Origin of the sequence: Sporolactobacillus sp. KGMB 08714 (assembly GCF_036598985.1) — a bacterium.
Lineage (GTDB): Bacteria > Bacillota > Bacilli > Bacillales > Sporolactobacillaceae > Sporolactobacillus.
Genome location: NZ_JAUUBW010000001.1, coordinates 45,575 through 61,299, shown reverse-complemented (window position 1 = coordinate 61,299; position 15,725 = coordinate 45,575). Strand labels below are relative to the sequence as shown.

The window sequence follows — 15,725 nt, the reverse complement described above, 5'->3', positions numbered from 1 at the left end:
TTTATTATCCCGTAATCAACTGATTAAGATAAACTCGATCTCATGACGCGCTTCGACATATCTACAAGACGATCCATTTTGCTGACCCACTTTTGTATTTCATCGTCATTCTTTGCCCTTGCAGCTTCCTGGCGTTTTCTATCATATAAAAAGAGTAAACCGTTATAAGCACTGCCGAACTGTTCTTTCTCCGCCAGACTCTTTTCAAAATATTGGATCGCCTGATCCGCATCGCCTAATTCCTGATATATCTGTCCCAGGTTGTTCAGAATCGTGATCTTGTCACCGTCTTCGGCCTGTCTCAATTGTTGTTGAAGGTGGTGCAATTCTTGTTTTAATTCTTCAGGATCTCTGGCCGGCTTTGTCTCAGGCGTTTGATTTTCTTCTTTTTTTGGAACATGGCTGTTCCTTTTTTTGAATAAACCTTTGAACATTTATATCACCTCTATTAAATGGCTTTAAGGATCGGTGCCAGGATCCATGCATATAACAAGGCGGAGACGATCGTATCCGAATCGGTCGCGCTTGCATTGACGAATCCCATGTTCAGAAGAACGCCTACCAGCAATGCAGGCAGTAGTGTAATAAATAATCCGTGAAAAATGCCGCCAATGATGGCCCCGCGGCGGCCCCCGACGGCATTGCCGAAGATTCCTGCCGTACCGCCGGCAAAGAAATTAGTCAGCATCCCCGGCAAAATAACGGCTAACCCGACAGCCGGCATCAGGAACATGCCCAGAACCGTACCAATCGTTGTCGTTATAAAGCCAAGGATAACAGCATTGGGTGAATACGGGAACAGGACCGGGCAATCCAAAGCAGGTTTTGCATTGGGAACCAGCTTCATGGCAATACCACGAAATGCCGGAACGATTTCACCAAGCAAGAGACGAACGCCTGCTAACAGGACATAGACGCCGACGACGAATTGGATACCTTGCAAAAATGCATACATGATGTAGTTCATTCCGGCAGTTCCCGCCGCCCCCCATTTAGGACCGGCAAAAGCGGCAGTAATCATATAAAGCGGAACCATGACAACGGCTACTGACATATACGTATCCTGTAAAAATTCCATGCTCTTCGGAAGCTTCATTTCTTCGACAGAATGCTTCTTTTCGCCGCGTTCACCGAACAGCCATGCAACACCTGATTCAAACATATAACCGACTGTACAAAAGTGTCCTAATGCAATGGCATCATTTCCGATAATCTTTCTCACGATAGGCTGGGCAACCGCCGGCATAGCTACAGCAAAGATGCCGCCGATAATACTGCCTACAGCTATATTGGTAAAACCCTTCAGGCCTGCAAAGTTGCCGCCGACAACAGTCATCGTTGACATCCAGAGTAAAGCCTGGCCGGTTAAGAAAATATATTTCCATTTGGTAAATCGGGCGATAATGATGTTCACGATAAAGATGCCGAGGAACGTTAAGGCTATGTCATTGCCCAGCCCTAAATTGTTCATCGCCTGTCCATTAATTGCCTCGATACTGGGAACGATACCCTGTAAATGAAAGCCATGTTGAAAAATAGTACCGAAATATGTCAAACTGGCAACGATAATTGCCGAACCGGCTGATAATACTTCGAAGCCAAGCAAAGTCTTGAATGTTCCCATCAATATCGATCCGGCTGATTTTTTCTGTAAAATCAAACCGAGCATAGCAATCAAGGCAATAGTGATAGCTGCCTGAGTCAGAATATTTTTAATAATAAAATCAACAACGATCATGGGAGTTGCCCCCTTTGAATGAATTTATACATATTTTGTCGGCCGATTAATTCTGAAGCTCCTCGATGACGGGCAGCAACTTATCTTCTATTTCTTTAGGATCAACAATATTATGCAAAAACACCAAACGAATCTTATCATCCAGATCATATTTACTAAATTGCGATTTAAAATTCTCGGCCGAAACAATGATATCTGTTCTTAAACCGGGTGTGGACGATATGGCTTCATGTTCCAATTTCGCATCCAATCCTTTTTTGTTCAACACGTCTTCGGCAACCATCTGGCAGGCGAGACTGCTGCCCAAACCGGCGCCGCATATAAAATAAATCGTTAACTTTCTGTTCATCATTGATTACCTCGTTTCATTATGCTGTGCTGAATTGTCAAAGAGGATCTCTCTAAATTCTTTAACTTCGGAAACCTGTGACAGCCGTGCGACTTTGTTCTGATCATTGATTAACTGGACAATTGATTTCATAATATTCAAATGTGAATAATTATCGATCGCCGAAAGGCAAAAGACAATAGAAACGGAATTATTTTTATATTTATCAGAACTGCCGAAGTTCACTGGATCTTTCAGTGTCATGATGCTTATGCCCAGTTTCTTCGCACCATCTTCGGGTCTTGCATGAGCGAGGGCAATATGCGGACCAATGACGATATAGGGGCCGAAATCCTCTACAGATTTAATCATTGCTTTCACATAGCTCGGTGAAATACATCCGTCTTTAAGAAGCGGTGAAGCAACTTTTTTGATCGCCTCCTTCCAGTCAGATACGCTTTCTTTTAATAAGATCTGGTCATCTTTGAGTAAATCTTTAAGCATAGGCTGCACCTCCGTTCCATTCACATCTAAATGATTCCGCCTGAATAAGTTTCTCAGATCCGCTACAAAATCTTTGGTTATCTTATTGTCTGAATGTTCCTTTACAAGGGTCAGGATCTGCTTAAAAAAGATTGTCGAATCAACCTTTTTGTCGTTGAAACGAAGGACATTTTTGTTTTCCTCTAAAAATCCCTTTATCTTTTTGATATCAACATCCTGTAAAATGGGATTTAATCGAATACTCGGCAAGTCGCCGGTATTCACATCAGTCGTCTTGACCACCAGATCAACTGACAGTTTTGGCAAAACACGCATCTCTGCGACACCCAAAACAGCAATGACGTCAATATTAAAATTTTCTTCCAATTTGACAGCTAATAATTTCCCCGTTGCCATTCCATAATTGCATAAGATCGCAATACGATAATTTAAATACTGGTCCTTCTCTATCTCGACTTTTGCCGTTGAGAAGTAAACGGACAGATAAGCAATCTCATCCTCAGAAATAGCTAAATATTTTGCCCTGCTTGAATGCCTGATAAATTGAGTCAGACTATTAAATATTTCCGGATAGTTATTCTTGATTGTATTTTTCAGCGGATTAAATAAATGGACCTGCCATTTTAATCGATCCAACAGGCTGACGACGTGATTGTAAACGCCCTCATACAATTCCTCATTTTTTGAAAACGGGAAGCTCATTGCAGATTCCATGAACTCGATCATTGAAACCGATATGATCTGCGCATTGACCCAATTATTGATGTTTGGCTCTTTATCTGTGTCAAAACTATTGATAATAAACGTGATGTACTTAAATTCACTCGTCTGATTGATTTCCAAAGAAAATGTCTGCACCAATTGGTTGATAAAGCGATACATTTCCTGAGTTGTCTGCAGTTTGTCATTTTTTAATTCTGCATTTAAGAAACAGCCGTGCTGCACTCTCACCACCCAAATTGAAGTAATAAGGATGATTTGCTGTAAATAAAGTTCATTGATATTTGCTTTTCTAAATATTAAATCGGATTTGAACAATTCTAATATGGTCGGAATCGTTGTATCTCCAAAAAACTCTCTAATACGATCCGGTATAGGACCGTTATACATTGAATGCTGCGTTATCACTCTGCCTACATCTGAATAATGATTGATTAAATCATGTATCATCGTCCTTTTGAAGCGCTCATTACCCACGATCTTGACGCCGTTTTTAGCGCTTGTGACTATTTGTAAGGAATATTTCTTTAGAAATTGGCGCAGATCTCTCATATCTTCGTCTATAGTACTTTTACTGATTTGAAACTTCTTTTGCTCTTGAACGACGAATACCTTTCGGCTTTCATCAAGAAAATCAAAAATAAGAATGACTAAACGTTCCTCAGGCGCCAAATAATCCAGGTCACTTCTTTTTTTCTTTAACTCAGCAAATAAGTCGCCTTTTTGCCGGGCATTCAAAGCAAATGAAACATCACCTCTTTGCAGGACAGTGTTAGGGAGCGAAAGATCATTCAATGTATGATTAATTGTCTGCAGTTCATTGCGTATGGTTCTTTCAGACACATCAAATGATTTGCTTAAAGCTTCTATAGAAGTTTCACCCGAATTGAGCAACTGGCGAATGATTTGTATCGTACGGCTTTTCATTCTCAACCCCCTGGAACTATTATATGTAATCGGATACATGGCAAAAAGTAGATCTTTTTGCAAAGTGATTTTGCAAGAAGATGGTATACGCTTACATTGTGATCCCCCTATTTATTACTTATACCGTCTATTGTATTGACAGGAGAAAGGATCCTAAGCAGATCAAGGCGGGCATTGATTTTCAACATCAAAGAGTCCTTCTGCAGCGGTTTTGATATCCGGGCTCCACTGCTGAAAGCTTTCTGATCCATAGGGTGTCAAAGCCGAGGAAATGCAGAAAGGCATTCCGCAGCCGTTTAGATTTTATCTAATCATGGGAAACAGGCAGTGTATTTACATTTGAAATGTGAACCTGTCAATTCCAGAGAGCGGAAAACACTCTCATCTAGGCCAGATATTAATTAAATATTCATCTTCCCCTGATAGGGTTGTATTTATAAAGCGTACTTCACGTCTTTACTTAGGAGGGAATTTGAGTGGATTTTCTTCATCGGGCATTTTTAAGTATCCGTTCCAAAAAAGGGAGTTTTTTGTTGCAGGCGTTAATTCTCGCTATCGTCGCGTCTCTTATTCTAACAGGGCTATTGATTCAGACTGCTTCCAATAAAGCGACGGCCCTGACAAAAGCTTCGATAGGCAGCACGGTTACCTTTCAGAACAATCCCAATCAGCAGCTGGCAGCGTCGTCCAGCGGCCAACGGCCCACTTTTAAAACTTCTTCGGTTAGTTTATCCGATGCAAAGAAGCTGGCCTCGATCAGCTATGTCGCCAGTTACAATTTTCTTGTCAACGCACAGGCAAATGCCGGTAATTTTACGGCAATAAAATCAAGCAATGACTCCAGTCAGACGTCGTCAAATAATATAGGCGGCCCTCAGCAGTCTAATTCAAACAGGAGCATGCAGACCGGTGATCTGACGATCGAAGGTGTCAGTAATTTAAGTGCCCTCGATGAATTTAAACAAGGTACAAGTAAAATAACGTCCGGAACATCGATCACCTCTTCCTCCGAAGCGGCAGCCGTCATCAATCAGAAACTCGCACAGGAAGACGGATTGAAGGTCGGCGATACGATCAAAATCAAAAATGTTCAGGGAACAAAAACTCTCGCTTTAAAAATCGCCGGTTTCTATCAAACAAGCTCCAGCGGCAGTAATACGGCCAACATGTTTACGTCGATGAATCCATACAATAGAATCTATGTAAACTATAAAGATGCGAATGAATTAAAAGGGACGACGACGAGTATTGATTCGGCTGTATACACGATGGATGACGCCAGCCACATTCAATCATTTGAAAAAAAAGCAAAAGCTATTTCAAGCATTTCCTGGAAAAAATACACGTTAATCTCCAACGATTCTACATATAAGTCACTTGTCAGCTCAATTTCCGGTATCGGATCTTTCTCGAAAAATTTGGTCTATATAGTGACGATCGCCGGCCTTGCCATCATTTCCCTTGTAGTCATGATGCAAATTAAAAACCGGAAATATGAAGTCGGCGTTCTCATGGGAATCGGCGAAGGAAAGGGGAAAATTATTTCACAGTTTGTGCTGGAGACTGTCATGGCGGCCATTCTCGCATTTGTTGTGGCTCTTTCAGTCGGTCAGCCGATTGCTCATGTCGTCTCCGATAAACTGGCAAGCAGCTATTCAAATACTTCGAGCACGACGCAGATGTCCGGAACGGGCCAGGGCGGCGGGCCGGGAAACGCGCCCGCGATGTCTTCAGGCGGTCCGAGAGGCAGTCAGAATGTAACGGCCGCTAAGACAAAACTGACCGTAACGATGAATTATACCGACGGAATAAAAACGGTGGGCATCGCTACCGGAATTGCCGTTCTTTCGGTCCTGCTTCCGTCCATTGCAATCATGCGATTGAAACCGAAAGAAATTCTGACCCGGCAAGAATAAATGGACAAATAAATTAAGGGAGGATTTTAGCATGAATCCGATCACTGAGTATAAAAATGTCAGTTACTGGTACAAATCAAAAGATCAGAAAGTCCTGAGCAACATCTCTTATTCATTTAATAAGGGAACGTTTTACACGCTCTTAGGACCAAGCGGTTCAGGCAAAACAACGTTTATCTCACTGGCGGCCGGACTGGATAATCCTTCGGAAGGAGAGGTTCTGTATGAAGGGACGAGCATTAAGAAGATCGGCCTCGGCGAATTCAGAAAGAAATATGTCTCTATTATTTTTCAACAGCACAATCTGTTAAACTACATGACCGGCATCGAAAACATTGTGAGCGCCATGTCGATTCGAAAAATTCAATCCGACCAGCCGAAGCAACAAGCGCTTAATTTTCTTAAAAGAATCAATATCACCGAGGAAAAGGCCAAGCAGAAAATTTTGACGCTGAGCGGCGGCGAGCAGCAACGAATCGCTATTGCCCGGGCCTTATGTTCGGGCACGGATTTAATTATTGCCGATGAACCGACAGGAAGTCTTGACCCGCAAACAAGCCGTGAAATCATTAATATTTTTATTGAACTGGCGCATCAGGAAAATAAATGCATCATTATGGTAACCCATGATGACCGAATATCCGAGCTTTCCGACTGTCAGCTCAGGCTGCAGGACGGTCATTTGCAAGAAATGCATGCGGCGGAGAAAATCTGAGACGATTGCCCGGCCCCGCCGGCCGGAGCAAGCTCCGTTCACCCGCATAACCGATCCATTCGGCAGAACAGGCGACGCTGCCGGCCGGCATCATTACAGTTTGTATCAGTACGGCTGCCCCGATTTCCGATGCTTACACACGTTCCGGCTGATTCGTTTTTTAGTGTCAGGCAGGCCTTGAATGCCGGGCAATCAAGACGGGATTGATTATAAATTAAATGGATATCAAGCGGGACGTTCTTTTCGTTCCGCTTTTTTTGATATGCATGTATGAAATAGGGTGTGCCGCGAGGATCCGATGCCGGATATCGGTAAAACTCAGATCGACAACTAAGCGAGAAATAACCCGCTTTACAAAGAGCCTGAAGTTATCCCCGCCTTTATCTTCTCAATAAAGAAAAGCGCCCTCCTGCAGGTATCCTGCAATATTATGGATCAGTTACGTACGAGGCAATACTTTAATTTAAACTTGCCCAAAACATTTTCACTCCGAACACGATCAGGCTGCTGCCTATTGCATAATCTATATATCTTAGTTTGTTGGCTTTGACCAGCCAGGTTAGATATTTTCCCGATAAACTTGTTAATCCTAAAAAGAAAAGCGTGGCGGTGACGCAACCCGACGCATAGATCATGGCTGAAGCAAAACCGGCGAGTTTATTTGCCGATATCAATGAGCCAAATGTCCCCGACCAAAATACGATGGTTAATGGATTCATAAGCGTTATTTTGATCCCATAGCTGAAGCTATTTCCCTTAAAAGCTACTGCTTTGTTTGACTTATTTCGGGCACTCTTTATGAAGGTTACGCCAAAATAGATGAGGACGATCATAGCGAAGAAACTGATCATCATTTTTATGTCCGGCATACGAAGCAGAACGGATATGGAAGTAAAAGACAAACAAATATAAAAAGCATCAACTAAGGCAACGGCGCAGGTCATTTTAATCCCTTCCGTAAATCCCCTTTTGATGGATAAATGCAGCACCGTGAAAAATACCGGTCCGACAGACAGTTGAAGCATCAGCCCCAACGTGAATCCCGCTAGGTAATCCACCTGAATCACTCCTACATCTCTTCTTTAATGCTTGAAAGTGCGATTATTGTGTTCGTTTTTCGGACCCCTTTTATTTTTTTCAGCTGCGAAGAAATGAAAGTTTCCAAATCCTTAGTATCCCTGCAAATCACTTTTAATAAATAGTCATACTCACCTGCCAGATGATGGCAGGTTAAAACATTATCCAAGAGCCTGACTGCCCTTCTGAATCCTTCGATATCCTCCGTTCTTTCAATGTTTACAAAAATAAAAGCCAATAACTTATCATTCATCTTTTCATGATTTAACTTAATGGTGTACTTTTCGATTATTCCCTTGGCTTCCAGTTTTTTTATTCTTTCTGAAACTGCCGGTATTGTTAGATGGATGTGCCTGCTAATCTCAGAGAGTTGTATTCTTGCATTTTTCTGTAACATCGCTAAAATATCTGCATCCAGCTGATCCATCTGATCACCCGTCCCCGTTTTCTTTCAAATTTAAATTAATTATATCATTTTCATAAATATTAAAAGGTAAAAACAATAATATACTAATATTATAAACATAAAAGTTCATTTCGCTTTAAAATATTAAATCATTTGCGATTACTGGAAACCGGAGATTAAAAGAATTAACACGATTCCCTTCTTTTTCCTCCCTGCCGGTTCCCTCCCCTTCTCCTTTTTCCCTGATTTCCAATTTATTTCTGATTCAGTTTTCAGCAATACTTGTCTTTAAGCTCGTCCGCCTCAAGGCAGCTCTTCACATGCTTATGATTTTCAAAATACGGGTTCAGCAATCCCTGCCCGGTTCAATTTGACAAACCTGCCATCATCAATTATAGTTTGATGCGTGAACTGTTCGACAGTCTAACTTTAAGGTATCAGAGGGGGGGTAATTTATTGCATGATCTTGCGGAACAATATATTTCACTGGATTACAACATTCATAAAAAGGGAAGGCTGCTGATGAAAAACGAGCTTTCCGACCAACTGACTTATGATCAATTCTGTGCGCTTCGCTATATCTATAAAGAAAGAAAAATCACAGCGACCGATCTGGTTCACGTTCTTTATGTCAATAAAAGTTCAATCAGCACTTTAATCCGCCGAATGGAAGATAAAAAACTGATTGTTCGCGATCAGACACAAACAGACCGCCGAAAAATCTGCCTTTCTCTTTCCGAAAAAGGCAAACACTTATATGAGGCCTGTGAGCAAAGGATCAACGCCCTGGTCAAGGAAATTATTAATTCTTTCACAGAGGAAGAAATTGAGCAGTTTTTTATCTTTAATAAGCGGCTCAATCATTTTTTTGATGAAAAAATACAGCTGATGAAAGGAACCGCAGAATGAGACTGATTTTAAAAGCAAAATGGTGGATTATCGCCGCTTGGATCGTCGTCATTTCCTTATTAGCGATCACACAGCCTAATATGTCTCAATTAATTCATGACAAAGGGGCCGCATCTATTCCGGATTCATATTCCTCCTCCCAGGCCCGCGACTATTTGGACCAATGGCAAAAACAGGCTGGAACGGGCAACATCTCATCCGCCGTTTTAGTGTTTTATGATAAGCACGGTTTATCGGAGACCGATAAAAAAGAGATTAAAAAAGGGATTCAATCGTTAAAAGATCAAAAAAAGGAACTGGCGATTACCGATATACTCGACGTTTACGATCAGCCAAGCCTGAAAAGTCAATTGATCTCAAAAAATAATAAGGCCATGCTCATTAGTCTGAATTTAGACCTGGAGAACAAGGATCAAAAAGTAATTACGGAAAAGCTGAATCAGGCTGTTCAAAACGTACCGGTCGAACATCATTATACAAGTGACTGGATGATCACAAATGACACCGTCCAGAGTTCACAGGACGGCCTGCACAAAACCGAATACTTAACGATCATTTTTATTTTAGTGGTACTTTTCATCGTATTCCGCTCGGCGATTGCACCGTTTATTCCGCTTGTCGCCGTAGGCCTGTCCTTCCTGGCTTCTCAGTCAGTGGTTGCCTTCTTGTCTAAATGGTTTAATTTCCCGATATCCACTTTTACTCAGATCTTTCTGGTGGCAGTTCTTTTCGGTATCGGAACAGATTATTGCATCCTGCTGATCAATCGCTTTAAAGAAGAGATTCCTCTTCATGAAACAATTGACGAAGCGGTCATTCAAACCATTAAGCACGGCGGACGAACGGTGTTCTTCAGTTCATTAACGGTATTCATCGGGTTTGCGACAATCGGATTTTCCACGTTCAATATTTACAGATCGGCAGTCGGTGTCGCTGTCGGCATCGCCTTTCTTATTTTGTCATTAGTCACCGTCGTTCCTATTTTGATGTCTCTTTTAGGAACCCGGCTATTTTGGCCAATGAATAAGAATATCAGCCATAGCCAAAGCCGCCTTTGGAAAGGGGTGGGACATTTTGCATGGACACGCCCGTTCATTTCCCTGATCATTGTTGCCGTCATTATCGTTCCGCTCTTCCTCATGTATAACGGAACACAGTCGTTCAACTCAGTCGGCGAAATGAGCGATAAGTATGATGCCGTCAAAGGATTTAATCTCATATCCCAGAACTTTAACCCCGGAGAATCGATGCCGACAACCATCGTTTTGAAAAACGATGAAAATATGAATCAGCAGAAATACCTGGGAACCATCCAGGCGATCACACAAAATGTTGAAAAAATGGATCATGTAAAGACAGTCCTCAGCGCGACTCAACCCGAAGGCAGTCTGATTAAAGACTTCCTGGTTCCCAGCCAGGCACAGACACTGAGTCAGGGACTGGATCAGACTAATAATGGCGTGCAGAAAATTGCTTCCGGTCTAAACAGTGCCAGCAGTCAATTGAAAAAATCGCAGCCAAAACTGGAACAGGCCACCGGCGGTATCAATCAACTCGTCTCGGGAACGGAATCGCTGAAGAACGGTGTTATCCGGCTGCAGGCGGGTCTCACACAGATCCAGCAGGGCATGGACAGCGGCCATGCCAATTCCCAGGATATAGCAAGCGGATTGCAGAAACTGAAGACAAGTGCCGAAACACTCCTGCAAAATCAGCAGAAATTATTAAGCGGCTATCAGCAGCTTCAAAGCGGACTGAGTGAGATCAGCACGAACTATCACCGCATTAACAGCGGCGTGCAACAATTAAAATCGATAAGCAGCAATTTATCCGCAGCAATCAGTTCGTTAGAAGCGCTTGGACAAACTGATCCCTCCGTCGTGAAAACCCCTCAATATCAGCAGGCATTGGGAATCTTAAAGGGCACGGACGGCGGATTGAATCAGATGCTGAACGGTCAGGGCGGCCAGCCGGGGCTGCTTTCCGCGATGAGCCAGATGGACAGCGGATTAGCGGTTTTAAACAATAATATGAAAACGGCCAATAGCGGCCTGGCACAATTAGTGGCCGGACAGCAGCAGTACAATAACGGATTGCAGCAAGTCATTGCAGGCATTAATCGGCTCAGCGACGGACTGAAGCAGGCAACCGGGAACATCCCTAAACTGTCCGGCGGATTTGATCAAGTGATTAACGGCCAGACACAATTAAAAAATGGATTTTCAGATCTGGGCGGCCAAATGAAACAGCTGACGGACGGACTGGGTACCTCCGCAAACGGCCTCAACCGGATTTCGGGCGGACTGGATGAGACCAACCAATTTGTGAAACAACTTTCGACGAATAATGGTGAACTGAGCGGTTTCTATATTCCCAATCAGGCGCTGCAAAACCCATCATTCGTGCAGTCAATTAACAATTATATGTCAAAGGATCGCAAAATCACAAAACTGAATGTCGTTTTCGATGTCAGCCCCTATTCGCTGACTGCCATCGACCAAATTGATCCGATCAAGTCGACGGTGGAGCGCACCATCAAAAACACTTCTTTAGAGAACGCAAAAGTGGCAATCGGAGGAACGACGAGCGACTTCAATGATCTCAGTCAGATTTCAAGTAAAGATTATGGGCAAACCGTTCGCTGGATGCTGATCGGCATCGGCATCGTACTTATTGTGCTGCTGCGTTCCTTCGTCATGCCAGCGTACATTATCGGCTCGCTGACAGTCACCTATTACGCGGCCATGAGCATTGCCCAGTTTATTTTCCAGCATGTTCTCGGTTATGCCGGCGTCAACTGGGCCATTCCGTTTTTCGGATTTGTGATTCTTGTCGCGCTCGGTGTCGATTACAGCATATTCCTGATGGACCGGTTTAATGAGAACAGGGGACTTCCGATTCGCGAGGCTATGCTTGATTCCATGACGAATATAGGATCCGTGATCATGTCCGCGGCACTTATTCTAATGGGCACATTCGCCGCTATGATTCCTGCAGGCGTCTCGGAATTGACCGAAATTGCTACAATCATCATCACCGGAATTATTATCTATAATGTTCTCATGCTGCCGCTGTTCATGCCGGTCATGGTCCGGATCTTCGGATCGGCAAACTGGTGGCCTTTTAAAAGAGGAGAAGCAGCCGGAAACACTGAAAACGAATAATGTTCCGTGAATTGACATGTGAGAAACTTAACCTGTATCAGAGTTCAGGCAACCTGCAAGGCCGCAGACTTTGTCCAGGAAAACAGGAACTTTTTTCTTAGTAAACTAAGTCGGTGCGACTTCCCAGTGATTCGGTGCGGCTTGGCCCAGATTCGGTGCGACATTTCGGTGATTCGGTGCGACCTCTCTCGTTCGTGCTACATTTCGGTATTTAGGTGCGACTTGGCCCGCATTTGGTGCGACTTCCCGGCGGTTCGGTGCGGCTTGGCCCGGATTCGGTGCGACCGTTCCCGTTCGGTGCGTCCTTGGCTGTATTCGGTGCGACATTTCGGTATTTAGGTGCGACTTGGCCCGCATTTGGTGCGTCTTCCCGGCGTTTTGGTGCGGCTTGGCCGGATTCGGTGCACCTCTGGCTGCATTCGGTGCGGCTTCCCGGCGTTTTGGTGCACCTCTGGCTGCATTCGGTGCGGCTTGCGACCGCTCTTGTTCGGTGCGTCTTCCCGGCGGTTCGGTGCGACTTTGCCTGGATTCGGTGCGTTTTCCCGGCGTTTCGGTGCAACTTGCATACGGGAAAGTCACAGAACTGATACCGTTTTCAAGTGAGATAATAACCACTGTTTATCGGATGCGGGAGAAAACAGTTTTCATCCAGAAAACATAGAATAGCAAGTTCAACAAATTAGAAGGATACAAAAACGGATGCCTCAGCTAACGGGGTAACCGTTCTTTTGTGTTATAAGCAAAAATTTTTAAAGATAGGAATGTAGGCCGGACATAAGCGCCGCGCCCGCACGATTCGGCATGAGACCGCCCTAGTCGCTGCAATTAAAGCCTGTCAACGTTAAAAGTACGACCAAACCGGTTTTCTGATCATCAAGGGCAGAAGCCGTCGCCAAAGATTGCTGATCAGAAGCGACTGGACCAGGAGCGTCCTGAGCGGCGGGATCATAAGCATGAAAAAAATTGCATTCCCCGGAGCTTTAAAATAATTTGCCGCTTTATTAGGATTTTCAGGCCTTTCTTTAGAACCGGAGCATCCTTGTCTGCAAAGAAAAACTTGACTCAATGCGACAAGTTGACTAAACTTTTTTTGATGAGACGATGAAGGGGCTTAATATATGGAGAATAAAATGTTTCAACGCTGTTCTTTCACGGGCATGCTGGTCGCTCTCGGTATTGTGTACGGCGATATCGGCACCTCGCCTTTGTATACGATGAATGCCATTGTCACCGATGCAGGGATAATGCAGGATGCCGTGCCCGAGTATATTATCGGTTCGGTTTCATTGATATTCTGGACACTGATGATCATTACAACGATCAAATACGTCGGCATCGCGATGCGTGCGGATAACAAACATGAAGGCGGCATTTTTGCCTTATACGCCTTGATTCGCAATCGGGGGCGCTGGCTGGTTATCCCAGCGCTCATCGGCGGTGCGGCATTATTGGCGGACGGCACTTTAACTCCGGCCGTGACCGTGACCTCGGCGGTTGAAGGTTTAAAAGGGCAACGGATCGGTTCGCTGACGTTAAGCAACAGTCAGCTGATCGTCGTTTTTGCGGTCACGATCATTTTGCTGGGCATGTTCTTAATTCAGCGGTTCGGAACAGCGGTCATCGGCCGCTCATTCGGACCTATCATGCTGATCTGGTTTGCTTTTATCGGTTTTGCCGGACTGTTCAATTTACTGCAGCATGTCGAAATTTTAAAGGCATTATCTCCGTATTATGCTATTCATATCTTATTCAGCCCCGTAAATAAAGTCGGTATCTTTATCCTAGGCAGTGTATTTCTGGCCACAACCGGTGCGGAAGCTCTCTATTCCGATATGGGGCATGTCGGCAGGAAAAATATTTACGGCAGCTGGGTGTTTGTCTATCTGATGCTGACACTCAGCTATTTCGGCCAGGGCGCGTGGGTGATCGGCCATTACCGGGACGCCGCCTATCGTCATTTGCAAAATATTAATCCTTTTTATGAAATGCTGCCGGTGCAAATGCGGTTATTTGCCATTATCATCGCTACTTTAGCGGCAATTATTGCTTCTCAGGCGCTCATTACCGGAAGCTACACATTGGTAAATGAAGCGATCGGCTTAAAATTCCTACCGAGATTATTGATTAAACATCCTAGCTCGGTTCGCAGTCAGATCTATATTGGAGCTGTCAACTGGCTGCTGTGCCTGGTTACACTAAGCATTGTCTGGCTGTTTCAGACGTCGCAGCATATGGAGGCCGCTTACGGGCTGGCGATCACGATTACAATGCTGATGACCACGATATTGCTTTTCGAATTTATTAGAATGAAAACGAATCGGATCCTGGCCTTCAGCATGGTTTTATTTTTCGGCCTTATCGAAACACTTTTTCTCATGGCCAGTCTCGTTAAGTTTACCCATGGCGGGTACCTGACGATTTTAATTTCCCTCTTAATCCTGTCCGTTATGGTGGTCTGGTATTACGGCAATAAACAACGTGAGAAATATGAACGGACGAGCGAATACGTTTCATTATTGGATTATCGAAAACAGCTGATCCAGTTGAGCAATGATGAAACGGAGCCTCTTTATACGACGAATTTAGTTTATATGACCAAAATCGGACCGCATTATCGCGTCAAACGGACCGTTCCCTACTCCATTCTGGACAAACGTCCTAAGCGGGCAAAGGTTTACTGGTTTGTTACCGTCAATGAAACGGATGAGCCGTATAAACGCTCATACACGGTGGATATGCTGGGCACGCGCAATGTCATCAGCGTTCAGCTTTATCTCGGATTTAAAAATTCACAGCATGTCAACGTCTATATTCGGCAAATCATTAATGATCTCATTGATCAGGATGTTATCGATACACAATATCCCAAATACACGACACTTAAAAATAGGCGGGTCGGCGATTTCAAATTTGTGATTACCAATCAACAATTGATGGACCTGTCGGCAGAAAATTCGGAGATGAAGCATTTCGACCGGTTGTTAATCGGCGGGCGGATTTTTCTGCAGAATAGGACGACCTCTCCGGCCGTCTGGTATGGGCTGAGATTCAGTGAAGTTGTCGAAGAAGCCGTACCGTTAGTCCTTTACGACCCTGAAGTTCTGCGATTATCTCAGAATGAAGTCCGTCATTCCGTGAAAAACACAGAGAAATAGGAGGCTTTACGACCCCGGCCTGCTTTTTCCGTTCAATGATAAAATGAAAAGCCGGATCCGGAGCAAACAAGCAAACGTTCTGGTCGTTTTCGAACGCTGAATGTCCGCTCAAAAATAAAGGAAACCGGTCTCATCATGCATGTCCCACCATTGTGGGACATTTTTT

11 protein-coding genes are annotated in these 15,725 nt (G+C 44.0%); 5 read left to right on the top strand and 6 right to left on the bottom strand.

Annotated elements, in window-relative coordinates; genetic code table 11:
- Positions 1–23 precede the first annotated feature (23 nt).
- The 4 genes from Q6A92_RS00285 to Q6A92_RS00270 are packed head-to-tail and all read right to left on the bottom strand — an operon-like array spanning position 24 to position 4,217.
- Positions 24–434, bottom strand: a complete 411-nt coding sequence (locus Q6A92_RS00285; protein WP_274401603.1) for a tetratricopeptide repeat protein — start codon at positions 432–434, stop codon at positions 24–26.
- Positions 435–448: 14 nt separating this feature from the next.
- A complete protein-coding gene (locus Q6A92_RS00280) occupies positions 449–1,738 on the bottom strand; it encodes a PTS sugar transporter subunit IIC (protein WP_274401602.1) in 1,290 nt (429 codons plus the stop codon).
- Between the two features lie 46 nt (positions 1,739–1,784).
- Positions 1,785–2,087, bottom strand: coding sequence for a PTS sugar transporter subunit IIB (locus Q6A92_RS00275; protein ID WP_274401601.1), 303 nt, complete (start codon positions 2,085–2,087; stop codon positions 1,785–1,787).
- A gap of 6 nt (positions 2,088–2,093) precedes the next feature.
- Positions 2,094–4,217, bottom strand: coding sequence for a BglG family transcription antiterminator (locus Q6A92_RS00270; RefSeq protein WP_332236653.1), 2,124 nt, complete (start codon positions 4,215–4,217; stop codon positions 2,094–2,096).
- A gap of 476 nt (positions 4,218–4,693) precedes the next feature.
- On the opposite strand from Q6A92_RS00270, the gene Q6A92_RS00265 reads away from it, so the two are divergent.
- A complete protein-coding gene (locus Q6A92_RS00265; RefSeq protein ID WP_332236652.1) occupies positions 4,694–6,133 on the top strand; it encodes an ABC transporter permease in 1,440 nt (479 codons plus the stop codon).
- A gap of 31 nt (positions 6,134–6,164) precedes the next feature.
- Positions 6,165–6,848 (top strand): ABC transporter ATP-binding protein, encoded by a 684-nt coding sequence (locus Q6A92_RS00260; RefSeq protein ID WP_332236651.1) that lies wholly within the window; start codon positions 6,165–6,167, stop codon positions 6,846–6,848.
- A 458-nt stretch (positions 6,849–7,306) separates the two neighbouring features.
- Here Q6A92_RS00260 and Q6A92_RS00255 read toward each other — a convergent pair whose 3' ends face one another.
- Both Q6A92_RS00255 and Q6A92_RS00250 read right to left on the bottom strand, forming a co-directional pair.
- Complete coding sequence (locus Q6A92_RS00255; RefSeq protein ID WP_332236650.1) at positions 7,307–7,906, bottom strand: LysE family transporter; 600 nt, start codon at positions 7,904–7,906, stop codon at positions 7,307–7,309.
- Between the two features lie 11 nt (positions 7,907–7,917).
- Positions 7,918–8,352, bottom strand: a complete 435-nt coding sequence (locus Q6A92_RS00250; RefSeq protein WP_332236649.1) for an Lrp/AsnC family transcriptional regulator — start codon at positions 8,350–8,352, stop codon at positions 7,918–7,920.
- Positions 8,353–8,787: 435 nt separating this feature from the next.
- Here Q6A92_RS00250 and Q6A92_RS00245 point away from each other — a divergent pair, with 435 nt between their 5' ends.
- The 3 genes from Q6A92_RS00245 (at position 8,788) to Q6A92_RS00235 (ending at position 15,559) form a co-directional block, all read left to right on the top strand.
- Positions 8,788–9,240, top strand: a complete 453-nt coding sequence (locus tag Q6A92_RS00245) for a MarR family winged helix-turn-helix transcriptional regulator (protein WP_274401587.1) — start codon at positions 8,788–8,790, stop codon at positions 9,238–9,240.
- Positions 9,237–12,404: an MMPL family transporter gene (locus Q6A92_RS00240; protein WP_332236648.1), complete on the top strand. Its 3,168-nt coding sequence runs from the start codon at positions 9,237–9,239 to the stop codon at positions 12,402–12,404. Before Q6A92_RS00245 ends, Q6A92_RS00240 begins: the two co-directional genes overlap by 4 nt.
- Positions 12,405–13,522: 1,118 nt before the next feature.
- On the top strand, positions 13,523–15,559 hold the full coding sequence (locus Q6A92_RS00235) for a KUP/HAK/KT family potassium transporter (protein WP_332236647.1): 2,037 nt from the start codon (positions 13,523–13,525) through the stop codon (positions 15,557–15,559).
- Positions 15,560–15,725 lie beyond the last annotated feature (166 nt).

Coding starts and splice junctions, on each gene's coding strand:
- Q6A92_RS00275 (WP_274401601.1), bottom strand. CDS start 2,087: ATGAACAGAAAGTTAACGATTTATTTTATATGCGGCGCCGGTTTGGGC.
- Q6A92_RS00250 (WP_332236649.1), bottom strand. CDS start 8,352: ATGGATCAGCTGGATGCAGATATTTTAGCGATGTTACAGAAAAATGCA.
- Q6A92_RS00280 (WP_274401602.1), bottom strand. CDS start 1,738: ATGATCGTTGTTGATTTTATTATTAAAAATATTCTGACTCAGGCAGCT.
- Q6A92_RS00285 (WP_274401603.1), bottom strand. CDS start 434: ATGTTCAAAGGTTTATTCAAAAAAAGGAACAGCCATGTTCCAAAAAAA.
- Q6A92_RS00270 (WP_332236653.1), bottom strand. CDS start 4,217: ATGAAAAGCCGTACGATACAAATCATTCGCCAGTTGCTCAATTCGGGT.
- Q6A92_RS00260 (WP_332236651.1), top strand. CDS start 6,165: ATGAATCCGATCACTGAGTATAAAAATGTCAGTTACTGGTACAAATCA.
- Q6A92_RS00235 (WP_332236647.1), top strand. CDS start 13,523: ATGGAGAATAAAATGTTTCAACGCTGTTCTTTCACGGGCATGCTGGTC.
- Q6A92_RS00240 (WP_332236648.1), top strand. CDS start 9,237: ATGAGACTGATTTTAAAAGCAAAATGGTGGATTATCGCCGCTTGGATC.